The organism is Anaerotaenia torta, assembly GCF_050433395.1.
Classification (GTDB): Bacteria; Bacillota; Clostridia; order Lachnospirales; family Lachnospiraceae; genus Mobilitalea; species Mobilitalea torta.
On the sequence record NZ_JBNPXH010000016.1, the window covers coordinates 117725 to 139525 of the forward strand.

The following is a 21801-nucleotide window of genomic DNA, read 5'->3' on the forward strand; positions in this document are numbered from 1 at the left end:
ATTATAGTATGGATCCTATATCGTTTACATCGGCAGCAGCTTATCCGACATTTCTTCCGACCTATGGTTATTTCTTTGCACCGGGAATTTTCCTGAATGAGATGGAGGGAAACAATTATTTGTCTTCCCTGGACTCCGATACGAGAGACTATGTTCTGAAGCATACCGATGAATTTCGCTCGCGGCAGGATATTGAAGATTGTGTCAGCAAATTGCGGAACGGATAAAAAAGAGTAACAATTCAGCCCGGCGGCAGTCCGGCAGATCCCTTTTACTTGCAATCGTGTGTTCAAAGCGCTCCGCTTCACAAGATACACTCAGATGGTCAGCGTAAAAGGGACCTGCCGGACTGCCGCCGGGCTGAACTGTTATGGATCTTTCATTCTTCCCATGCATTGACTTTATCCCGTTCAGATATTATAATGAGGTTATGGATATAAGCACCAGCTTATAGAAATAAAGGAATAAGGTCGGACGAAGGATTGGGGAGAGACCGCCGGAAGGAGGCGGCGCCGAAGGGGAATGCGAAAACTCTCAGGCAGAAGGACCGGGTCTGGACGATACTCTGGAAAGCGATTTGGCACCGAAGAAGCAATCCTCTGTCTTGCAGGAGCGGGGGAGAATCTTTCAGGTAAATCAACAGAGGCGTATTGATTCGTTCAGTACGCTTTTTTTTGTTCCATTTTATCAAAAAAATGCGTTCGGCGAAGTAAAAATAAAAGCAAAATGGGAGGTTGCAATGGAAAGGAAGACTCAGCTTTATGATTGTCATGTGAAAGCGGGAGGGAAGATGGTTCCCTTTGCCGGATATCTGCTGCCGGTGCAGTACGATACCGGCGTGATTGCAGAGCATATGGCGGTGAGAACCGGTGCGGGCTTATTTGACGTATCCCACATGGGGGAGGTTCTGCTGAAAGGGAAGGACGCTCTGAAAAATGTCCAGAACCTGGTCAGCAATGACTGCGGACATATGTATGACGGGCAGGTGAAGTACAGCCCCATGTGCAATGAAAGCGGCGGAGTGGTGGATGATCTTCTGGTCTATCAGAAGAATCCCCAGGAATATCTGATTGTAATCAATGCGGCGAACCGCCATAAGGATGTGGAGTGGATGAAAGCCCATCTCATGGATGAGGCGGAGTTCACCGATATCTCCGACGAGGTCTCCCAGCTGGCAATTCAGGGGCCCAGGGCGAAGGAAATACTATGTAAGCTGGCCAGGGAAGAGGAGCTTCCGGTCAAATATTATAGCTTCCGGGAAAATGTCCCGGTAGGGGGAATTTCCTGCCTGATCTCAAGAACCGGGTACACCGGTGAGGACGGCTATGAGCTCTACTGCGGGAATGAGGATGCGGTAAAATTATGGGAACTGCTGTTGGAGGCCGGGAATTATGATCTGGAGAATAATACAAAGCTGGCCGGTTCTGCGGAGGATTATGTTCTAATTCCCTGCGGGCTGGGAGCGAGGGATACGCTGCGCCTTGAAGCGGCGATGCCCTTGTACGGACATGAGATGGATGATACCATCTCGCCTCTGGAGACGGGACTGGGCTTTGCGGTGAAGCTGGAGAAAGAGAGCTTTATCGGCAAGGAAGGCATCCTGGCAAGAGGGGAGCCGACCAGAACCAGAGTGGGCTTGAATATCACCGGCAGAGGCATTGCCCGAGAGGCCTGCCCGATCTATTCCGGAGACAGATCCATAGGAATCACTACATCGGGAACCCATTGTCCCTATCTGGGGCATCCCGTTGCCATGGCTTTGGTTGATACCGCCTTCGGTGAACCGGGAACCCAGGTGGAGGTGGAGGTCCGGGGCAGAAGAATTGCCGCGGAAGTAGTTGTTTTGCCTTTTTATAAGAGGGCAAAATAAGAAGCAGGACATTATTGGGATAGGATGTAATAAGAAAATATATAAAATAATATATAAAATAATAAATGGGAGGTATTGATTATGAAGGAATTTATGTATTTAAAATCGCATGAATGGGCATGTTTTACCGACGACACAACAGCAAAGGTGGGAATATCTGATTATGCCCAGAAGCAGCTGGGAGATCTGGTATTTGTCAATCTGCCGGAGGTCGGAGACGAAGTGACTGCCGGAGAAGAATTTGCCGATGTGGAATCCGTTAAAGCGGTATCCGGGGTATACAGCCCGGTATCCGGTGTAGTCAAGGCCATTAATGAGGAGCTTTTGGATCATCCGGAGTTAATTAATGAAGATGCCTATGGCGCCTGGTTTATTGAGGTAGAGGATATCACCGACAGAGGAGATCTGTTGTCAGAGAAGGAATACAAAGAGCTTAATTCATAAGGGGGATACCGATATGGGCACCTATGTACCAAATACATCACAGGAACAGCGGGAAATGCTCCAGGCCATTGGAATGGAAAGCGTTCGTGAGCTGTTCCATACCGTTCCGGAGGAAGTGTACCTGAAGGATGCGCTGAAGCTGGAGAAGGGCCTCTCTGAATTCGAGGTCAGAAACAGGATGACCCGGATAGCAGACAGGAATACGGTATTCCAGTCCATTTTCCGCGGAGCCGGAGCATACCGTCATTATATTCCCTCCATCGTCAGCCAGATTACTTCCAAAGAAGAATTTATGACAGCATATACTCCCTATCAGGCTGAAATCAGCCAGGGAATCCTTCAGTCCATCTTTGAGTATCAGACCATGATCTGTGAGCTGACCGGAATGGAGGTATCCAACGCCTCGGTTTATGACGGCGCCACGGCAGCGGCGGAAGCGATAATCATGTGCCAGGAGAGAAACCGGAAGAAAGCGCTGATCTCCGCTGCTGTCCATCCCCAGACCATGGAGACGGTAAAAACTTATTGCTGCGGAACAGACATGGAAGTCGTTGTGGTTCCCGCAAAGGAAGGGCGGACGGATCTGGAAAGCCTGAAGTCCATGGCGGATGACCAGACGGCCTGTGTTCTGATCCAGCAGCCGAATTTCTACGGATTATTAGAGGACGGGGATGCGGTGGGCGCAATCACTGCCGGAACCCAGGTCAAATACATCATGAGCTGCTATCCCATTTCCCTTGGACTATTAAAAACACCCAGAGAATATGGGGCGGACATCGCAATCGGTGAGGGGCAGCCCCTGGGCATTCCGCTGTCCTTCGGCGGGCCCTATCTGGGCTATATGGCGACGACGGAGAAGCTCATGAGAAGACTTCCCGGGCGAATTGCCGGAGAGACCGTGGACGCGAAGGGGAACCGGGCCTATGTACTGACTCTTCAGGCGCGGGAGCAGCATATCCGCAGGGAGAAAGCCTCCAGCAACATCTGTTCCAACCAGGCGCTGTGCGCCATGACGGCGGCGGTATACCTGGATGCCATGGGGCAGCAGGGATTGGAGCAGGCGGCCCGCTTGTCCATGTCCAAGGCTCATTATCTGGCAGAGCAGATCTGCCGTCTGGAAGGCTTTTCAATGAAATATCCGGGAGAATATTTCAACGAGTTTGTAACGGATTTTACCGGAAATGTGGATAACTTACTGGCAGGACTTGCAGAGCGTGGAATTCTGGGAGGATATCCTCTGGAGGGAGAGTGCAGCGGAGCAATCCTGTGGTGTACGACGGAGATGAATACCAGGGAAGAGATGGATGCCTTAATTCATGCCATGAAGGAGGTGCTTGGACAATGAAGCTGATATTTGAAAAAAGCAGGGAGGGAAGGAGCTGTACGCTTCTCCCGGAATGCGATGTCCCGGCAGTATCTCCCTCGGAGCAGTTCCGGCGCAAAGCAGCTCTTCGTCTGCCCCAGGTATCCGAGACCGAGCTGAGCAGACATTATACCCAGCTGATGAAGCGCACCTTTGGAGTCAACGGAGGTTTCTATCCCCTGGGCTCCTGTACCATGAAATACAATCCCAAAATCAATGACGAGATTGCTAGGCTCAGCGGCTTTTCGGGGATTCATCCCCTTCAGCCCGAGGAGAGCATCCAGGGCTGCCTTGAGGTCATAAAGAAAGCGGAGGAGACCCTCTGTGAGATCACCGGCATGGACGCAATGGATTTTCAGCCGGCAGCAGGCGCTCATGGGGAATACACCGGATTGAAATTAATCTGGGCCTATCATCAGAGCCGCAAGGATACGAAGCGGACGAAGATCATTGTCCCGGATTCCGCCCACGGCACCAATCCCGCCAGCGCGGCCATGGCCGGCTTCTCCGTAGTCAATGTGCCCTCCACGGCGGAAGGCTATGTGGATGTGGAGGAGCTTCGCAAGGCGGTAGGGGAGGATACGGCAGGCTTCATGCTGACCAATCCCAATACCATCGGCATGTTTGATGAAAATATCCTGGAGATAACAAGGATTATCCATGAAGCGGGGGGCTTGAACTATTATGACGGAGCCAATCTCAATGCCATCATGGGAATCGCAAGGCCTGGCGATATGGGCTTTGATGTGGTGCACCTTAATCTGCATAAAACCTTTTCCACGCCCCACGGCGGAGGAGGTCCCGGCAGCGGCCCGGTGGGCTGTAAGAAAGAGCTGATCCCGTATCTGCCCTCGCCCCGCATTGCGGAGGAACAGGGGCATTATCGGTGGGAAGCAAAGTCAGCGGACAGCATCGGCAGGGTGAAATCCTTCTACGGCAATTTCCTTGTGGTAGTGAGAGCGCTGACCTATATTCTGACCCTGGGAGCGGAAGGGCTGCGCGGAGCTTCGGAGAATGCGGTGCTGAATGCCAATTATATGCTTCATTTGCTGAAGGATACCTTTGATATACCCTTCAAGGGGCCGTGTATGCATGAGTTTGTAATCTCCCTGGAGGAGCTGAAGAAGGAAAAGGGCGTGTCGGCGCTGGATTTTGCAAAGACCCTTCTGGATTATGGAATGCATCCTCCGACCATGTATTTCCCCCTCATTGTCCATGAGGCCCTTATGGTGGAGCCCACGGAGACGGAGAGCAGGGAGACGCTTGAGGAGGCGGCACAAATATACCGGCAGATATATGAGAGGGCCATGACAGAGCCGGAAGCATTGCACTTAAGCCCGGTGAGTACGCCTGTCGGCCGCCCGGATGAGGTGTTGGCCGCCCGGAATCCGGTTATTCGTTACAGCTTTGAGGAGTGATGGATAAAGAGAAAGAGGTACCCATTGATACAGAACCTGAAATATATTATTACGAAGGAAACGAATCCATACAAGAATCTGGCTTTGGAGGAGTATCTTCTGAAGAACGTGAAGAAGGATGAGGTAATTCTCTACCTGTGGCAGAATGAAAAGACGGTGGTGATCGGCAGAAACCAGAATCCCTGGAAGGAATGCAGGGTTGCCGAGCTGGAGAAGGACGGAGGCAGACTGGTTCGCAGATTATCCGGCGGAGGAGCTGTGTTTCATGACCTGGGAAATCTGAACTTTACCTTTTTGGCTGCCAAAGAGAATTATGATGTGAACCGGCAGCTGGAGGTTATTATTAAGGCGGTGAACCGTTTTGGAATACCTGCCCAGAGATCGGGGAGAAATGATATCACAGCCGAAGGAAGAAAATTCTCCGGCAATGCGTTTTACTCGGATGGGGAACACTGCTACCATCACGGCACCCTTCTGGTGAAGGTGGATATGAATATGCTGTCCCATTACCTGAATGTATCCAGGGAGAAGCTGGTCACAAAGGGGGTGGAATCCGTCCGTGCAAGGGTGGCCAATCTTACGGAGTATACACCGGAGCTTGAGATTGCCGCACTTTCTAATAGCCTGATCGAGGCCTTTGGCGAGACTTACGGGCAGGGCAATGCAGGGCAGAGACTGGAAAGGCTAAAGGAGGAAGCTCTGGATAGAGCTGAATTGCAGGTGCCGAAAAGGCTAGAGGAGGAAGCTCTGAACAGAACCGCATTGCAGGAACTGGAGAAGAAGTATTCTTCTTACGAATGGAATTTTGGACGGAAAATGGAATTTGATTTTTCCCTGGAACAGAGATATTCCTGGGGAGATATTGATCTCCGCTTTGTGGTGGATTCCGGCAGGATTGTAAGCTGTGCCGCGTATTCCGATGCATTGGAGACACAGTATTTTGAACAGCTGTCCTCTGCGTTGACCGGATGTAGATTTCATTCGGATCAAATGGCAGCAGTGGTGGGAGGAATCGCTGTTGCTTCCCAAAACCAGGGGATGCAGGAGGATATTTTACAGCTTCTTAAAAAAGCAGAGTTATAGATTGCGGTTGACTTATGACCCTTAAGTTGTGAAGAACAGACTAGTTCAAAAGGAGGCAGGAAGTGTTCCTATGGAAAATCAATTTGATATTATTATCATAGGCTCCGGGCCCGGCGGCTATGTGGCCGCTCTGAGGGCTGCGAAGCTGGGAAAGAAGGTGGCCTTGATTGAGGCCCGGGAGATAGGAGGGACCTGTCTTAACCGGGGATGCGTTCCAACCAAGACACTGATGCACAGCTCCCATTTGTTTTATGAAGCCCAGCATCTGGAGGAGCTGGGAATTACCGTTGAAGGAATCCATCTGGATATAGAGAAGCTGAGACAGAGGAAGGAAAAGGTAGTGGATCGAATCCGGCAGGGCATTACCGGACTGCTGGAAGCGAATAAAGTCACGATTGTATATGGACGAGCTAAAATTATCTCTCCTCAGGAGGTTGAAGTAGGGAAAGGGCAGAATGCATCAGAAGCGTCCTCTGAACATATCTCCTCCGCAGACACATCTTCCGGCGGGATTTTTAACGGGGAGCCGCAGTCTGAGCGGCTTTCAGCAGGAAAAATTCTGATTGCCGCAGGCTCTAAGCCGGTGATTCCCGGGTTGGAGGGAGTGGGACTACCTGATGTAATTACCAGCGATGAGCTGTTAGCTATGGAAAAGGGATACCGGAAGCTGTTGATTATCGGCGGCGGAGTAATCGGGATTGAATGTGCGACCATTTACCGGGAGATGGGCTGCGAGGTGGAGATCGTGGAAGCCATGGACCGGATTCTGCCGGGAATGGACAAGGAAATTTCCCAGAGCATTTCCATGAGCTTGAAGAAAAAGGGAGTTACCATTCATACTAAGGCAAGGGTGACGGGCATTACGAAGAAGGACGGAATGCTATGCTGTGAGTACACGGAGAAGGATGCCGCCCATACTGCACAGACAGAAGGAATTCTGCTGGCAATCGGCAGACAGGCGAATACACAGGGTCTGCTGGCGGAGGGGCTCAGCCTGGAGACGGAGGGCAGCAGGCTTCGTGTAAACGAGGACTTTGAGACCAGTGTTCCCGGTATCTATGCCATCGGAGATGCGGTAAATAAGACCTGGCAGCTGGCTCACATGGCTTCCGCCCAGGGAATCTATGCCGTGGAAAGAATGTTCGGGGAGAGAACGGATATCAATCTGAGGGTAGTTCCCTCCTGTGTCTACACCTCACCGGAAGCCGCCTCTGTGGGGCTTAGTGAGGAAGAAGCGATTCAAGCGGGATACCGTGTGAAGACGGGCAAATATCCTATGCTGGGCAACAGCAAGACCATACTGTCTGCCGGTGACCGGGGCTTTATTAAGGTAATCTGCGATGCGGATTCCTTAAAGCTTCTGGGGGCGGTGCTGCTGTGTGACAGGGCAACGGATATGGTCAGCGAATTTGCAACGGCCATTGCAAAGGGGCTCACCGTCAATGACATGGCCGCAGTTATACGGCCCCATCCCACCTATAGTGAAGCCATAACGGAAGCAGTCAGTGATGTGGAGGGGATGGCCATCCATCTGATGCCGAAGCGGTAATGACCGACAGTGCAGGGGATATTTTAGCAGTATATTATCAATTTATGAAAGTGAGACAGCTGATGTATATCTTACCAAAGCCACAAAGTATAGAAGAAAAAACAGGATATTTTATTATTTCGTATCAATGCAGGATTTTAATAGACCCATCCTGTGACAGGGAGGTATTCTCCCATGCGGTGATTTTACAGAAGGAGATAAAGGATAGATTGGGCTATGCCCTTGGGGTTACACGGGGAAAGACGGAAAACGGAGGGATATTCCTGAATCTGGATTCCGGCATGAAGCAGGAAGAGTACACCCTTTCTGTTGCTGAGGATGGAATACGGATCAGCGGAGGGAGTGCCGCCGGAATTTTATATGGAATACAGACGCTTCGGCAGATCATTGCTCAGGAGGGGGCACACCTGCCCTGGCTTGTGATTCGGGATTATCCGGATATTGCTAATCGGGGTTACTATTTTGATACCACCAGAGGAAGAATTCCGACTCTTGCAGCTTTGAAAGAGCTGGCAGATAAACTCAGCTATTATAAAATCAATCAATTACAGCTTTATATAGAGCACAGCTATTTATTTCAGAATCTGAGTGAGGTATGGAGAGATGATACTCCTCTGACCTCCGAGGAGATTCTGGAATTGGATGCTTATTGCCGGAGCCTGCATATAGAGCTGGTTCCCTCCCTTTCCACCTTCGGACACCTGCACAAGCTTCTCAGCACCAGGACCTACGCTCCGCTGTGTGAGCTGCCGGGCTCGGACAGCTGGCCCTTTTCCTTCGATGACCGGATGAAGCATCATACCATAGACGTTACGAATGACCGCAGCCTGAAGCTGATTAAGGAACTGATTGATGAATTTCTTCCGCTGTTCTCTTCGAACCAGTTCAATCTCTGCGCGGACGAGACCTTTGACCTGGGAAAGGGGAGAGCAAAGGAAGCGGCCCAGCAGGAAGGAACGGATAGAATCTATATCAGGTATGTGAAGGAGCTGTGCGAATATCTTCTGGTCAAGGGAAAAAGACCCATGTTCTGGGGAGATATCATCTGCGGTTTTCCGGAGGCGGTAAAGGAGCTGCCCCAGGAGACCATCTGCCTGAACTGGGGATATGCTCCGAATCAGGGAGAAGAGAGTGTTAAGCTGCTTCATGAGGCCGGAGCCACCCAGTATCTATGCCCGGGTGTGGGCGGATGGAATCAGTTCATTCCGCGGATGGAAGCTTCTTATGAGAATATCCGGCGCATGTGCAGCTATGCCCATAAGTACGAGGCGGAGGGAGTTCTGAATACCGATTGGGGTGATTACGGCCATATCAATCCGCCGGAATTCAGTGTTGTGGGAATGATCTACGGTGCGGCATTTTCCTGGAATCATAAAATTATTGAGAGACAGGAGATTAACCGGCAGATTGCAAGGCTGGAGTTCGGCGATGCGGAAGAAGAATTTACAGGGTTGATCTCTTCTTTAGCGCAGCATATTGTCTTTGAATGGTATCATATCATCAATTACCGGGAAATGGAGACAAAAGGAAGAAATGCGGAAGACCGGCAGAGTTATCTGGCAGCGTTGGATTTTACCGGGGCGGAAGAGGCGGATGTGTTCCTGCGGGAAGGGATTGAAAAACTGTACCAAAGCATTGTCCGGTTGCCGGATCAGGTGAGGCATCAGGTGAAGGCCTATATTCTTGCTGCCGAAGGTATGATGATATTTAACCGGATTGGAGTTGTTCTGCGTTTGGCTGAGGTTCAGTCCCAAAGGCCCCTCTTTGAAGAAGCGGACACCCTGGCACAGCGCCTGGAGAACTGGTTCTATCATTATAAGGAGGGCTGGAGAAGAAACAGCAAGGAATCGGAGCTGTACCGCCTGCAGGATGTTATTCTGTGGTATGCAGATAGAATTCGCGAATTAGGAGACAGGTAAGCCGGAGGGCGGTTTTGAGAAAATCAAAACCGCCCTCCTAAAATGTTAAGGGCCGAGGCCTTAGGCTGGTTCAGAGGGTGGCAGGGAGGTGGGCATAGTGCATTATGGGAGCACTATGCCCACCTCCCTGCCACCCTCTGAACGGTAACATTATAATCACAAAAAAAGAACATATGTTTGAAAAACCGTTGACAGTTGAAACGAGATTTGATAAAATAAAAACAGAACAAATGTTTGATGACAGGAGTGTAGGATATGGTTATTCAAGAGAATATGTCGCTTCAGCGTAAGCTGGAGATATTATCGGATGCTGCGAAATACGACGTGGCCTGCACCTCCAGCGGTGTGGATCGGAAGGGCAACGGATCAAGCATGGGTAATAGTGTGGCTTGCGGCATTTGCCATAGTTTTTCTGCTGACGGCAGATGTATCTCCCTGTTGAAGGTCTTATATACCAATGAATGCATATTTGATTGTAAATATTGCGGAAACCGCTCCTCCAATGATGTGGTCCGCGCCTCCTTCACTCCCCGGGAACTCAGTGAATTGACCATGGAGTTTTATCGCAGGAACTATATAGAGGGCTTGTTTTTGAGTTCGGGAATACTGCATTCTCCCAATTACACCATGGAATTAATCCTGGAATCACTCCGCCTGCTCCGGGAGGTGCACCATTTTAATGGTTATATCCATTGTAAAGCAATTCCGGGGGCGGATCCTGTTCTGATTGAGATGCTTGGCTGGTATACGGACCGCATGAGCATTAATCTGGAGCTGCCCACCGCGGAAGGACTTCGGGAGCTGGCGCCCCACAAGAACCGCAAGAATATCTTGAAACCCATCCGGCAGATACAGATGGGGAGGAAGAAGAGCAGGGAATTCCTTGGACTGCCGGAATATAGGAGCGGACAGGGTCTTTCCATGGGGCCGGGAATGATATCAGGGGCGGGAGATTTCGGTATGTCACGAGCTTCCGGCGGCGATGGAACGGTGACCGCTCTGGCAGGTTTGGAGGAGAATGGAAACACAGCGGCCATAGGACATTCGGCAGGGAATAGAAGTATGCCGCTCCAGGGATACTCTGATATTGACGAAAGTGTGGACAGCCGGGATATTATAACTTCTTCAGCCATAGCTATGCCATATGGGAGAGCATCCTTAACAAAGCGTACCTTTGTACCGGCAGGCCAGAGCACTCAGATGATTGTAGGTGCAACCCAGGAGAGCGATTACCAGATCATGTCGGTGGCGGAAGCTTTATATGGTAATTTTGAGCTGAAAAGGGTGTTTTATTCCGCGTTTATTAATGTCAATCAGGACAGCCGTCTGCCCTCTACGGAAGCGGGACCGCCGCTGCTTCGGGAGCATCGTTTATATCAGGCGGACTGGCTGCTGCGCTTTTACGGCTTTCAGACAAGAGAATTGCTGGATGAGTTACATCCGAACTTTAATGTTCTTCTGGACCCAAAGTGCGACTGGGCGCTGCGCCATCTGGAATTATTTCCGGTGGAGGTGAATAAGGCAGATTATTATACCTTGCTTAGAGTGCCGGGGATCGGTACGAATTCGGCAGGGCGGATTCTTCAGGCCAGGAAGAGTGCGGTACTCGATTTTAAGGATTTAAAACGTATGGGGATTGTGCTGAAGCGTGCTGTTTACTTTATTACCTGCAGCGGAAAAATGATGCATCCGGTTCGGATTGAAGAGGATTTTATCACCAGGCAGTTGGTGGCATTAAAGGATCAGATTCCGCTGGGAATAGACAAGGATATTACGTACCGGCAGCTCTCCCTGTTTGATGATGTTAATTTTCAGCCCAGACAACCTCTTGCGGTGCAATTGGCGAATGTGTGATATTTTAGGAGTTGAGATCAATGGATGTAAAGAGAATCTATCTGTGCGATAATAATATTGACGGAATATTTACCGCAATCTACCATGCCTGGAGTTCCAGGCTGGGACACTCCAACATTAAGATCGAAGAGAAGAGCGAAGGAAGCAAGTATTCCAATATTGAGCTCTTTGCGGAATATGTTATAGTGGACACGGATTTGGAATTAGCTTACAAGGTGGCCAGGTCCGTGAAGCAGAAGATATCCGAGGAGGTATACGGAATGGTATGCCGTACCGCCTTGTCTGATTATGAAGGGAAGGCAGATCTGATTTACCGGTTTTTGATACTTGGCTTTGCTGTCGGGGCCGGAATCACGGAGCGTTTAAGCAATGAGGTTGTGAACAGCATCTTTCGCATTAATAAGAGGGTAGGGAATGAGGCACATCATCTCCTGGGTTTTATCCGCTTTTCCCAACAACAGAATGGGCTGCTGACTTCCATCATTCATCCGAAGAATGATGTATTATCCATAATAATGCCTCATTTTGCAGACCGTCTTCCTCAGGAGCGGTTTTTGATTTATGATTCGAACCGCAAGCTTGCCGCAATGCATATACCGGATACCCAGTGGATTATTGCCGAGGTTCCGGAGATTGATCAGGACATGGTAAAGGAGGTATCTTCATACGAGGACAGGTATCGGGAACTTTGGATTACCTTTTTTGAAAATATTGCAATTAAGGACCGGGTGAATCCGAAGCTGCAGAGGAACAACCTGCCTCTTCGCTTTAGAAAAGATATGACAGAGTTTAATAAATAAATGGAATAAGTGGAATTAACACCCGTTTATTCCATATTTATCAGAAGCTATCATGTTTTTCTTTAATAGGCTGAAAGAAAGGTTGAAAATATAGTGAAATCATGGAATGTGAATTCTGATAGGTGTATAAATCGGACAAAGTTAGAGATACTAATCTTGTAAAACTCAAAATTTTATAGGAGGAGTAGCTATGAAAAAGAAAGTCCTTATATTATTAGGAATAAGCTGCATCGCTTTATTTATCTTTAGTGCCTGCGCTTCAGATGATAAGAACGGAACACCGGGTAATGGAGTTACCAAGGCTCCCACGACGGCAGTGACAACTACCCCGGCAGTAACCAATGGGGTCACAAACGGTGCTGATGTAACAACTCCCACTACCGGAGCTACCAACGGAACGGGTACCAACGGAACAGGTACCAACGGAACAGGTACCACTGGAACAGGTACCAACGGAACGGGTACCAACGGAACAGGAACGGGAACTGGCGGAACCGGAACTACCGGAGGCCAATAGGCTTTGACGCCGAGGTATATCACACAATAATTAAGCAATAAGTTTCCATTTATGGAAACTTATTGCTTGTTTTGGCTTTTAGAACAGGATTTGCAGATGCCTGTAATTTGAATTTGGTGATCCTTGATAATAAAACCTTCCTTTTCCATGGCATCCTCCAGCTGGTGGATGGGGCAGGTTGGAAGATAAAACATTTTCTTGCAGTTGTCACAAATAACATAATGCTTATGTTCGCTGCTATCCGCTTTAATTCTATAGAAAATCTCGTTGTCATTGAGATAGTATTTATCGATAAGATTCTGACTTAATAATGAATCTATATTCCTGTAAATGGTTGACTTTGCAATTTTGGGCAGCGTAAGAACAAGCTGGGAATAAAGCTCGTTAATTGAGATCGGCCGGTCCGCATTTTTGAGAAGCGTCAGAATTAATTGCCTTTGTCTGGTATTTCTCTGGCCATCCATAATTGTACGTCCTCCTTTTCTCTTAAGAATGAAACGTCTGCCTGCATAGCTCGTATGTATAGCAGAGCTGCCCGTGGTAAGTCAGCTGTCCGGAACAGCTCATGCCGACCTTTTCGGCCAAGCGCTGTGAGGGGAGATTGTCCTTGGATATGATGGCTGTAACAACAGGAATCTCCAGCCTGTCAAAAGCATAGGTGAGAATTGCGCGGACACACTCTGCCGCATAACCCATACCCTGGTAATCAGGATCAATAAAATATCCCAGTTCATAGATGTCCCGCTGATGAATTCTCCGGTATTCAATTCCTGCCCGCCCAATCAGCAGCTGTTCCCCTAAGGTAAAGATGCCCCACAGACCATAACCATAAAAATGATAAATGTTTTTAATATATGCTTCGTGTTTTACCTTTTCCAGAACAACATCATCGGAGATTCCGGTAATATATTCACGGACACCGGGTTTCCGGCTGAGGATACAAAGCCTGTCAATATCCTCCTGGGCAAGTTCCCGAAGGATTAGGCGTTCTGTTGTAAGAATTGTTGCCGGAAGCATGTGATCATGAAGATACACCTGATTAATAAAATTATAATCAATTTCATCAAAACCCTCTACCAGAATGGCAGCCTGTGTCAGTCTTTCCTCACCGGAAATGGGATTGCTATAACCGATGGAGGTAATCCCGGCAGCTTCCGCCGCGGTAACGCCATAACAGGAAGCTTCGATAACAATGCATTCCAGGGGTGCTGCATTCCCTTGCTTTGCCGCCTCCAGAAAAATGTCCGGAGCCGGTTTTGGACGGAGCACCTGGGTGTCGGACACATAGCCTGCAAAATAATTCCGGATTTGCAGAAAATCCATCACGGCTTCCATAATGAATACAGGGAATGAAGAAGTGAGGATCAGCTTCATACCCTGCTCATAGAGATTGTTGATTAAATCAAGGACATAGGGTACAGCACAGTATTGCCCCTTTTGCAAGTTCTGGATAGCTGTTCCGGTGTGCCGGGGTATATCGTCGATTATAGCGCCTTCCATGCCAAAGATTACAGTCTTTAACAACTCAACCATCCTCCGTCTGCCTATGAATACGATGAATGCAGATATAGTATACCTCTTTTTTATATGCCTTTCAAGCTTGCAATTCATTCTATTCTGAAGCATAATGTAGTTAAGAAACTGCACCTGCATGGTACACCACGATTACAGGAATATGCATTTTGTTCCTAAATATAAGTTATCGGAACAACTATCCAATTGAAGTTTATTTCCGGTCCAGAACCTTTTCAAAAAAGAGTCCTGCCAGAAACCAGGCGGGGGCATAGTCCAGCCGCACCACACCTTTGTAATTCAGCTTTGCTTTACTGTAATCCCATGGGCATGCACCATATTTTTTCAGGAGTACACCGGTGGTGTATTCCCCGACATAGATTAAAAATGCATATACACCTCCTCGAAGCAGTGCACTATGGTTTTTCAGTTTTTTGCAGACAGGAGTGAGGCATGCGGCCATACCGTAGATCGGAAACATCCATACGGAGGTATGACAGGACAGGGTCTTGTCCTCATGCTTCCTGAGAGAAGCCAGACCGGTCCAGAAGCATTCCATGCACCAGCCGCAAAGCCCGCAGAGAATAAAGTTTTGAATATGTTTTTTCATATGGATAGTATTCTTGGAAAGACCGCCGACTATTCAGCCGGAAAGAAATTTAATGAAGGGAAGACCAAGGTTGAAAGAAGTGGAATATATAGATGAAAGGGGGACCGGGTCCATGCCAGCACTTTCATGGCGATTTGTGCGGGGCAGAGCATGGATATAATTATGGAGATCGAACGCAAATATTTATTATCACAGCTTCCGGGAGAGCTGTCAGAATACCGGAAGAAGGAGATAGAGCAGGGGTACCTATGTCATAACCCTACTATTCGGATTCGCAAAAGCGACGAAGAATATATGATTACCTATAAATCAAAATTCGGGCTGGAGCCGACCGGGAAGGAAGGCCCGTCCGTGAATCATGAGGTGGAGCTGCCCCTGACCAGAGAAGCGTATCTTACACTTCGCGGTAAAACAGACGGCAACATAATTTATAAAACCCGTTATCTGATTCCGCTTTCCGGTGGACTGGTTGCGGAGCTGGATGTTTTTAAAGACCGGCTTCAAGGGTTGAAGCTGGTGGAGGTAGAATTTCCTGATTTACAAAGTGCCAATACCTTTGTTCCGCCGTCTTGGTTTGGCAGGGATGTGTCCGCCGATAACCGCTTTACAAATTATCAATTATCCAGAATCTCAAGTCTGGCAGAATTGGATCAATAGGTAAAGACCATATATTAACTGTCCGCTGCATAGAATGGATCCGAAGAAATGGGGTTAAAATATAGATTGTATAGAATCTCATGAGAGAATATTTTTAAGGATTTCAGGTGTTGCGGAAAGGAGGTCTGACCTGCAGATGCCAAAAGACAGTCAGATGGATAACAAGCATGCAAGAGTAAAAAAAGCCAACGGGCAGACAACAATCACGGATGAAGAGGCTAAGAATAAAAACAGAACGGCAAAGAAACAATCGGTGAAGCATAACGACGTATAAACAGGAGGGACGATAGATGGCAAAAGCGGGAATGAGAAGGCCGGACGTGACAGAACCTCACGGAACCGAAGGCCGTCAGAGAATGAGAATACAAAAGAACGAGGCAGAACCGGTACCGGAGCTGCAGGGAAAAGCAAAGGCCGGACATGAGAAGGCAAAGCCGATAGGTAAACCAAAATGAGCAGGGCGGAGCAAGCCATTCCCATACAGCTTTTTGAGGACATTACAAGGCATCTTCTGGGGGAGGACAAGCCGTCCAGGTATATTGAAGAGCTGGTGAAACAGGGACTTTTCCGGTATTATCCCCTGTCCATGCTGCAACAGCTGAAGAACGCACAGCAATCACCGCAGCATCATCCGGAAGGGAATGTCTGGAATCATACTATGCTGGTGCTGGATCAGGCGGCCGGGATGAAGGACCGGAGCAAAAAGCCGGACGTACTTCTTTGGGCGGCATTGCTCCATGATATAGGGAAGCCTTCGACCACCCGACGGCGCGGAGGGAGGATCATCTCCTATGATCATGACCGGGAGGGGGAGAAGCTGTGCCGGGATTTTCTGCAGTATTTCCGCCGGGAGGCCTCTTTTGTCGAAGAGGTGGCGGCCATGGTGAGGTATCATATGCACCTGCTGTATGTTTTGCGAAAGCTTCCCTTTGCCGATATGAAGGGACTGCTGGAACGAACCGATATAGAGGAGCTGGCGTTATTATGCCTTTGCGACCGTTTGGGAAGGGGGAATGCGGCAGTCTCCAAGGAGGAAGAAGAGTACCGGAAATTCCTGCGGCAGCTGCAGCAATATGCTGCTATGAAATCGGAATAAGTCCCGGACACGGATGCGGGAAGGCGATGCGGAAGAAGGATGGACATATCGCCTTCCCGTATCGCCTTCTCATTCCTTGTCAGGAAAGAAGGGCGGCAGTTTTCATTCTGTCGCTTTCTGCGATTCTTCCAATATCTGTCTCCACAAAAAAATCACTGGATTTTTTAATGCAAGTACTTTATAATAATAGCAAAATAATTTATTATTTGTGAATATTTTTGCGCAAAAAGAGAGGTTAAACGAAATGGCTGAGAACTATACTTATACAATCGTCAAGAAGGAAAGTCTGGCGAATTCTATTTATTTGATGGATGTGAAAGCTCCCCGTGTAGCGAAAAACTGTTATCCCGGTCAGTTCGTAATCGTTAAGATGGATGAGAAAGGAGAGCGGGTTCCTCTGACGATTTGTGATTATAATCGGGAGGAAGAGACGGTTACCATTGTATTTCAGGCGTTGGGCTCTTCTACAAAGCTTATGGCTACCTTCGAGGAGGGAGAGGCCTTTCGTGATTTCACAGGTCCGCTGGGGCACCGGTCGGAGCTGATTGATATGCCCAGGGAGGAATTGGCTGCCAAGAGCATTCTTTTTGTGGCCGGAGGAGTCGGTGCGGCTCCGGTGTATCCCCAGGTAAAGTGGATGAAGGAAAATGGTTATGAAGTAGATTGTATCATTGGTGCAAGGAATAAAGAATTGATTATTCTGGAGGATCGTATGAGGGAGTATGCCAGGAACCTCTACATAACCACGGATGACGGTTCCTACGGCTTTAAAGGAAATGTAAATGACTGCATCAAGGATCTGGTGAATAACCAGGGCAGGAAATATGACCTGGTGATTGCAATCGGCCCCATGATTATGATGAAATTTGTATGCATTTTAACGAAAGAGCTTGGCATCAAAACCATCGTAAGCATGAATCCGGTTATGGTTGACGGTACCGGTATGTGCGGCGCCTGCCGGCTGACGGTTGGTAATGAAATTAAATTTGCCTGTGTGGACGGTCCGGAATTTGACGGACATCTGGTGAATTTTGATGAAGCAATGAAACGGCTTCAGATGTATAAATCGGAAGAGGGAAAGGTTGTTCTTCGCCAGAAGGAAGGCCCCACCCATCACCATCCCGGCTGTGAATGCCACGAGGAAGAATAAAGTCTAAAGAGCCAAAGGTTTGTGGAGGAATAAGAATGGATGTATTGAAGAAGGTGCCTGTGAGAGAGCAGGACCCGAAGGTCAGAGCGGCCAATTTTGAAGAAGTATGCTATGGATATAATATGGAAGAGGCAATGGAAGAGGCATCCCGCTGTATTCAGTGTAAGAATGCCAAATGTATCGGAGGCTGCCCGGTTTCCATCGATATCCCCGGCTTTATTAAAGAAATTCTGGAGGGTAATCCGGAAGGAGCATTTAAGGTAATCGGAAAGTATTCTGCCCTGCCCGCCGTATGCGGAAGGGTATGCCCCCAGGAATCCCAGTGTGAAGAGAGATGTATCAGAGGAATTAAGGGGGATCCGGTTTCCATCGGTAAGCTGGAGCGTTTTGCCGCGGATTGGGCAATGGAGCATAATATCATGCCCGATATGCCGAAGGAAAAGAACGGAAGAAAGGTGGCGGTCATCGGAGCTGGCCCCGCTGGGCTTACCTGTGCGGGAGATTTGGCCAAGCTGGGTTATGATGTAACCATCTTTGAAGCCCTGCATGAGCCCGGAGGTGTTCTGGTCTACGGTATTCCTGAATTCCGTCTTCCCAAGGAAAAGGTAGTACAGAAGGAGATTGACAACGTCAGGGCCCTGGGAGTAAAGATTGAGACGAATGTGGTAATCGGCAAATCCGTTACCATTGATGAACTCATGGAGGAAGAGGGCTTTGAAGCGGTATTTATCGGTTCCGGCGCAGGACTTCCCAAGTTCATGGGAATTCCCGGAGAGAATGCCAACGGTGTATTTTCCGCCAATGAGTATTTAACCCGGAGCAATCTGATGAAGGCCTTTGATGAGAGCTATGATACCCCGATTATTGCCGGTAAGAAGGTAGCGGTAGTCGGCGGAGGAAATGTAGCCATGGATGCCGCAAGAACTGCCTTGAGACTGGGAGCGGAGGTGTATATCGTATACCGCAGGGGTGAGGAAGAGCTGCCCGCCAGAGTGGAAGAGGTGCACCATGCGAAGGAGGAAGGCATCATCTTCAAGCTTCTGACCAATCCGAAGGAGATCCTGGTCAATGAAAATGGCTGGGTATGCGGAATGCGCTGTGTTGAAATGGAGCTGGGCGAGCCGGATGAGAGCGGAAGAAGAAGGCCGGTGGAGAAAAAGGACTCGGAATTTGTATTGGAAGTAGACACGGTCATCATGTCTCTGGGGACAAGCCCTAACCCGCTGATCTCCTCGACGACAAGGGGCCTGGATACGAATAAGCACAGATGTATTGTAATAGATGAAGAAACCGGAATGACATCAAGAGAAGGTGTGTTTGCCGGCGGAGATGCGGTAACAGGATCAGCTACGGTAATACTGGCTATGGGGGCCGGAAAAGCTGCTGCTGCCGGGATTGATAAGTATTTAAAATCAAAATAACAAAAGAGGGATACGTTAAGGGGTACGTATTGGAGGATTTATGGGAGATTTTGTGATCGACCGATCGTTGGGCATTGCAATAATTGCAGGAGTGGTGCTCTTAATTCTGCTGACCATTGTTTATGCGGTTCGTCTGGAGCATGCGAAGCGTGCCAAAAAGCTGGCGGAGCGGGAAAGCCGGACCATAAAAGAGCGGAATACGGAATTAGAGGGAAGCTATCATTCAGCGGTTACATCCTTGAATGAACTGACCGGGAAATACGAGGAATTGAACAGGAATAAGGAAAGCATGAAAAAGCTGGCCTATACGGATTATCTGACGGAATTACCCAACCGGGTTGCGTTCACGGAGATGCTGGATAATATCATGCTTACCCTTCGCAGTGAAGAGACCATCGGAATTATGGATATTGACATCGATAATTTCAAAAATATCAATGACTCTCTGGGGCATTCCTACGGGGATGAGCTTCTGATTGATGTCACCCACCGGCTGAAGCAGGTGATTGATGAAAACGATTATCTTGCCAGAATTGGCGGGGATGAGTTCGCTCTTCTCACCCAGAACCTCCAGAGTTCGGAGGTCTATGAAGAGAAGATCAGAAAGATCAAGAATGTATTCAGTTATCCTTTTATCCTCTCCACCAAGGAATACTTTGTTACGGTAAGCATTGGCGTGGCCTTTGCCCCAAAGGATGGCAAGACCTCCCAGGCCTTGATTAAGAATGTGGATTCTGCCATGTATATGGCAAAGGCGGACGGGAAGAATACCCATGCTTACTTTGATTACTCTTATAACGTAAAGTTGACGGAGAAAATTGAGATACAGTCCGAACTGCGTAAGGCAATTGAACGGGAGGAGTTTGTCCTTTTCTATCAGGCGCAGATGGATCTGGAATCAAAGAGTACGGTAGGCTTTGAAGCATTGATACGTTGGAATCACCCTACCAAGGGGCTGATCGGTCCGGATGAATTCATCTATCTGGCGGAAGAGACAGGACTGATTGTACCCATCGGAAAATGGGTTCTGAGAACAGCCTGCTATCAATTAAAGCAATGGGCCCAGGAGTATCCGGATATTAACATGGCGGTCAATCTCTCCGCCCGGCAGTTCAAGGACCGGGAGATTGTTAAGATTATCTGTGATATCATAGAAGAGACAGGGGTGAATCCCAGTAACCTGGAATTGGAGATTACCGAGAGTATTGCCCTGGATGATATTGAATATACCATAGCTACCATCAAGGAACTGAGTAAGATTGGTGTCAGCTTTTCTCTGGATGATTTCGGAACAGGATATTCCTCCATGAATTATCTGAAACGTCTTCCGGTAAAGAATTTGAAGATTGATAAGAGCTTCCTGGGCACGGTAATGGAGGATAAGAGCGACCAGAAAATCATCCAGACGATTATCAGTCTTGCAAGAAACCTGGATCTGCTGGTTATTGCCGAGGGTGTGGAGAGCTTTGACCAGGAGGAATTTCTGAAATCCTCGAATTGTGATAAGGCGCAGGGCTTCCTCTACAGTAAACCGGTTCCGAAGGATATAGCGACTCAGTTTCTGGGCAAACAGGAAAAATGATTGGACAAGGGGATATGATGAGCGGTAAATCCTATGTGAAAACAATTTTTCAAAACATAAAACGAGCAGTAAATGCTCGTTGTTGTTTGAACATAAAACGAGCAGTAAATGCTCGTTGTTGTTTGAACATAAGGCGGGCGGCAAGCCGTTCGCCCCTGATTGAACATAAGACAGGCGGCTTGCCGCTTGTCTTTATTCTATCCCAGATAATATTATATCTTGCCTTTCTGTATCTGGATATTACCGGCGGTGATCCGCGGATTTCGGCAGGGATGAAATATATGGTTATTATACTGTGCTTTTGCTATGCGCTTCTTTCCGGAAGCAAGGGCGGAGGCATTGTTTTTAGCATACAGGCCGGTCTTTTTTTTACATTGATAGCGGATCTTTTTATCTTGCTGCTGGATCTTTATTTTTATGGCGTGCTTGCCTTTATTATTGTTCAGCAGCTTTATAGCTTTCGCCTGCTGTTGGTCAGGGAGGAGCTGCAGTGGGCCAAGACAGGACAGGAACCGTCCGGCCGGAGCAGGTATATGCTGTTTCGGTTTTTAAGACGTTTACTGCTTCCGCTTGTTCTATCTGTTGTGATCTGCATTGTCCTGGCAGAAGCCGGAGTTGTCATGGAGGCTTTGATAATCGTAAGTGTCTTTTATTTTATCACTATATTATTGAATACCGTATCGGCCGTCCGGCTGGCCTGCCGAAGAGAGCGTCAGGGCCGCAGTCGTGATCTGATGTATGCAGTTGGAATGTTTCTCTTCCTGTTGTGTGATATTAATGTGGGGCTGTTTAATCTGTCGGGTTTTATTGAGGTATCCCGGGAAGTTTATTCGATTATATATGGAATATCCTCGATTCTCATGTGGACGTTTTACGCTCCGTCCCAGGTTTTGATTGCTCTCAGCAGCTGTAACAGAGGGGGCCTGTCCCGTCAAAACTACTGAAAAAATCAATAA

General features: G+C 48.4%; 23 protein-coding genes and 2 riboswitches. Of the genes, 20 read left to right on the forward strand and 3 right to left on the reverse strand.

Annotated elements, in window-relative coordinates; all coding sequences use genetic code 11:
* Positions 1-8: 8 nt before the first annotated feature.
* The 12 genes from HNQ56_RS21900 to HNQ56_RS21955 all read left to right on the forward strand — a co-directional run bounded on the left by HNQ56_RS21900 (position 9) and on the right by HNQ56_RS21955 (position 12817).
* Positions 9-227 carry a hypothetical protein gene (locus HNQ56_RS21900; RefSeq protein ID WP_429150434.1) on the forward strand — a complete coding sequence of 73 codons (219 nt, stop codon included), beginning with the start codon at positions 9-11 and terminating at the stop codon, positions 225-227.
* A 247-nt stretch (positions 228-474) separates the two neighbouring features.
* Positions 475-560: riboswitch (glycine riboswitch) on the forward strand.
* Between the two features lie 3 nt (positions 561-563).
* A riboswitch (glycine riboswitch) is annotated at positions 564-645 on the forward strand.
* Between the two features lie 94 nt (positions 646-739).
* A complete protein-coding gene (gcvT, locus tag HNQ56_RS21905; RefSeq protein WP_429150436.1) occupies positions 740-1870 on the forward strand; it encodes a glycine cleavage system aminomethyltransferase GcvT in 1131 nt (376 codons plus the stop codon).
* 81 nt (positions 1871-1951) lie between these two features.
* The gene (gene gcvH / locus HNQ56_RS21910) at positions 1952-2314 is read left to right on the forward strand and encodes a glycine cleavage system protein GcvH (RefSeq protein ID WP_429150437.1); all 363 of its coding nucleotides are present in this window, start codon (positions 1952-1954) and stop codon (positions 2312-2314) included.
* 13 nt (positions 2315-2327) lie between these two features.
* On the forward strand, positions 2328-3659 hold the full coding sequence (gene gcvPA / locus HNQ56_RS21915; RefSeq protein WP_429150438.1) for an aminomethyl-transferring glycine dehydrogenase subunit GcvPA: 1332 nt from the start codon (positions 2328-2330) through the stop codon (positions 3657-3659).
* A complete protein-coding gene (gcvPB, locus tag HNQ56_RS21920; RefSeq protein ID WP_429150440.1) occupies positions 3656-5095 on the forward strand; it encodes an aminomethyl-transferring glycine dehydrogenase subunit GcvPB in 1440 nt (479 codons plus the stop codon). The genes gcvPA and gcvPB overlap by 4 nt, the downstream gene beginning before the upstream one ends.
* Positions 5096-5119: 24 nt before the next feature.
* On the forward strand, positions 5120-6178 hold the full coding sequence (gene lplA / locus HNQ56_RS21925) for a lipoate--protein ligase (RefSeq protein WP_429150442.1): 1059 nt from the start codon (positions 5120-5122) through the stop codon (positions 6176-6178).
* Between the two features lie 70 nt (positions 6179-6248).
* A complete protein-coding gene (gene lpdA / locus HNQ56_RS21930) occupies positions 6249-7727 on the forward strand; it encodes a dihydrolipoyl dehydrogenase (protein ID WP_429150444.1) in 1479 nt (492 codons plus the stop codon).
* Positions 7728-7771: 44 nt separating this feature from the next.
* Positions 7772-9646: a glycoside hydrolase family 20 zincin-like fold domain-containing protein gene (locus HNQ56_RS21935; protein WP_429150445.1), complete on the forward strand. Its 1875-nt coding sequence runs from the start codon at positions 7772-7774 to the stop codon at positions 9644-9646.
* 104 nt (positions 9647-9750) lie between these two features.
* Complete coding sequence (locus HNQ56_RS21940; RefSeq protein WP_429150447.1) at positions 9751-9936, forward strand: hypothetical protein; 186 nt, start codon at positions 9751-9753, stop codon at positions 9934-9936.
* The gene (locus tag HNQ56_RS21945) at positions 9902-11500 is read left to right on the forward strand and encodes a putative DNA modification/repair radical SAM protein (protein WP_429150449.1); all 1599 of its coding nucleotides are present in this window, start codon (positions 9902-9904) and stop codon (positions 11498-11500) included. The genes HNQ56_RS21940 and HNQ56_RS21945 overlap by 35 nt, the downstream gene beginning before the upstream one ends.
* 20 nt (positions 11501-11520) lie before the next feature.
* The gene (locus HNQ56_RS21950; protein ID WP_429150451.1) at positions 11521-12300 is read left to right on the forward strand and encodes a TIGR03915 family putative DNA repair protein; all 780 of its coding nucleotides are present in this window, start codon (positions 11521-11523) and stop codon (positions 12298-12300) included.
* Positions 12301-12490: 190 nt separating this feature from the next.
* The gene (locus HNQ56_RS21955) at positions 12491-12817 is read left to right on the forward strand and encodes a hypothetical protein (protein ID WP_429150453.1); all 327 of its coding nucleotides are present in this window, start codon (positions 12491-12493) and stop codon (positions 12815-12817) included.
* Positions 12818-12876: 59 nt separating this feature from the next.
* On the opposite strand, the gene HNQ56_RS21960 is transcribed toward HNQ56_RS21955, so the two are convergent.
* The 3 genes from HNQ56_RS21960 to HNQ56_RS21970 all read right to left on the reverse strand — a co-directional run bounded on the left by HNQ56_RS21960 (position 12877) and on the right by HNQ56_RS21970 (position 14939).
* Positions 12877-13281: a Fur family transcriptional regulator gene (locus tag HNQ56_RS21960; protein WP_429150454.1), complete on the reverse strand. Its 405-nt coding sequence runs from the start codon at positions 13279-13281 to the stop codon at positions 12877-12879.
* Positions 13282-13303: 22 nt separating this feature from the next.
* Positions 13304-14341 carry a GNAT family N-acetyltransferase gene (locus HNQ56_RS21965; protein WP_429150455.1) on the reverse strand — a complete coding sequence of 346 codons (1038 nt, stop codon included), beginning with the start codon at positions 14339-14341 and terminating at the stop codon, positions 13304-13306.
* 202 nt (positions 14342-14543) lie between these two features.
* Positions 14544-14939, reverse strand: coding sequence for a putative ABC transporter permease (locus tag HNQ56_RS21970; protein WP_429150457.1), 396 nt, complete (start codon positions 14937-14939; stop codon positions 14544-14546).
* A 150-nt stretch (positions 14940-15089) separates the two neighbouring features.
* Between HNQ56_RS21970 and HNQ56_RS21975 the strand changes: the two genes are divergently transcribed.
* The 8 genes from HNQ56_RS21975 (at position 15090) to HNQ56_RS22010 (ending at position 21789) form a co-directional block, all read left to right on the forward strand.
* Positions 15090-15596, forward strand: coding sequence for a CYTH domain-containing protein (locus tag HNQ56_RS21975; RefSeq protein WP_429150459.1), 507 nt, complete (start codon positions 15090-15092; stop codon positions 15594-15596).
* A gap of 136 nt (positions 15597-15732) precedes the next feature.
* Complete coding sequence (locus HNQ56_RS21980) at positions 15733-15870, forward strand: hypothetical protein (RefSeq protein ID WP_429150460.1); 138 nt, start codon at positions 15733-15735, stop codon at positions 15868-15870.
* A gap of 16 nt (positions 15871-15886) precedes the next feature.
* A complete protein-coding gene (locus HNQ56_RS21985; RefSeq protein WP_429150461.1) occupies positions 15887-16051 on the forward strand; it encodes a hypothetical protein in 165 nt (54 codons plus the stop codon).
* The gene (locus HNQ56_RS21990; RefSeq protein ID WP_429150462.1) at positions 16048-16692 is read left to right on the forward strand and encodes an HD domain-containing protein; all 645 of its coding nucleotides are present in this window, start codon (positions 16048-16050) and stop codon (positions 16690-16692) included. The genes HNQ56_RS21985 and HNQ56_RS21990 overlap by 4 nt, the downstream gene beginning before the upstream one ends.
* Before the next feature lie 244 nt (positions 16693-16936).
* A complete protein-coding gene (locus HNQ56_RS21995) occupies positions 16937-17842 on the forward strand; it encodes a sulfide/dihydroorotate dehydrogenase-like FAD/NAD-binding protein (RefSeq protein WP_429150463.1) in 906 nt (301 codons plus the stop codon).
* A 35-nt stretch (positions 17843-17877) separates the two neighbouring features.
* Positions 17878-19263: an NADPH-dependent glutamate synthase gene (gltA, locus tag HNQ56_RS22000; protein WP_429150464.1), complete on the forward strand. Its 1386-nt coding sequence runs from the start codon at positions 17878-17880 to the stop codon at positions 19261-19263.
* A gap of 40 nt (positions 19264-19303) precedes the next feature.
* Entirely contained in the window at positions 19304-20845 is a 1542-nt protein-coding gene (locus HNQ56_RS22005) for a putative bifunctional diguanylate cyclase/phosphodiesterase (RefSeq protein WP_429150466.1), read from the forward strand.
* Between the two features lie 122 nt (positions 20846-20967).
* A complete protein-coding gene (locus tag HNQ56_RS22010) occupies positions 20968-21789 on the forward strand; it encodes a lysoplasmalogenase family protein (RefSeq protein ID WP_429150468.1) in 822 nt (273 codons plus the stop codon).
* Positions 21790-21801: the final 12 nt, after the last annotated feature.

Coding starts and splice junctions, on each gene's coding strand:
- HNQ56_RS21900 (WP_429150434.1), top strand. CDS start 9: ATGGATCCTATATCGTTTACATCGGCAGCAGCTTATCCGACATTTCTT.
- gcvT (WP_429150436.1), top strand. CDS start 740: ATGGAAAGGAAGACTCAGCTTTATGATTGTCATGTGAAAGCGGGAGGG.
- gcvH (WP_429150437.1), top strand. CDS start 1,952: ATGAAGGAATTTATGTATTTAAAATCGCATGAATGGGCATGTTTTACC.
- gcvPA (WP_429150438.1), top strand. CDS start 2,328: ATGGGCACCTATGTACCAAATACATCACAGGAACAGCGGGAAATGCTC.
- gcvPB (WP_429150440.1), top strand. CDS start 3,656: ATGAAGCTGATATTTGAAAAAAGCAGGGAGGGAAGGAGCTGTACGCTT.
- lpdA (WP_429150444.1), top strand. CDS start 6,249: ATGGAAAATCAATTTGATATTATTATCATAGGCTCCGGGCCCGGCGGC.
- HNQ56_RS21935 (WP_429150445.1), top strand. CDS start 7,772: ATGAAAGTGAGACAGCTGATGTATATCTTACCAAAGCCACAAAGTATA.
- HNQ56_RS21940 (WP_429150447.1), top strand. CDS start 9,751: ATGGGAGCACTATGCCCACCTCCCTGCCACCCTCTGAACGGTAACATT.
- HNQ56_RS21945 (WP_429150449.1), top strand. CDS start 9,902: ATGGTTATTCAAGAGAATATGTCGCTTCAGCGTAAGCTGGAGATATTA.
- HNQ56_RS21950 (WP_429150451.1), top strand. CDS start 11,521: ATGGATGTAAAGAGAATCTATCTGTGCGATAATAATATTGACGGAATA.
- HNQ56_RS21955 (WP_429150453.1), top strand. CDS start 12,491: ATGAAAAAGAAAGTCCTTATATTATTAGGAATAAGCTGCATCGCTTTA.
- HNQ56_RS21960 (WP_429150454.1), bottom strand. CDS start 13,281: ATGGATGGCCAGAGAAATACCAGACAAAGGCAATTAATTCTGACGCTT.
- HNQ56_RS21970 (WP_429150457.1), bottom strand. CDS start 14,939: ATGAAAAAACATATTCAAAACTTTATTCTCTGCGGGCTTTGCGGCTGG.
- HNQ56_RS21975 (WP_429150459.1), top strand. CDS start 15,090: ATGGATATAATTATGGAGATCGAACGCAAATATTTATTATCACAGCTT.
- HNQ56_RS21980 (WP_429150460.1), top strand. CDS start 15,733: ATGCCAAAAGACAGTCAGATGGATAACAAGCATGCAAGAGTAAAAAAA.
- HNQ56_RS21985 (WP_429150461.1), top strand. CDS start 15,887: ATGGCAAAAGCGGGAATGAGAAGGCCGGACGTGACAGAACCTCACGGA.
- HNQ56_RS21990 (WP_429150462.1), top strand. CDS start 16,048: ATGAGCAGGGCGGAGCAAGCCATTCCCATACAGCTTTTTGAGGACATT.
- HNQ56_RS21995 (WP_429150463.1), top strand. CDS start 16,937: ATGGCTGAGAACTATACTTATACAATCGTCAAGAAGGAAAGTCTGGCG.
- gltA (WP_429150464.1), top strand. CDS start 17,878: ATGGATGTATTGAAGAAGGTGCCTGTGAGAGAGCAGGACCCGAAGGTC.
- HNQ56_RS22005 (WP_429150466.1), top strand. CDS start 19,304: ATGGGAGATTTTGTGATCGACCGATCGTTGGGCATTGCAATAATTGCA.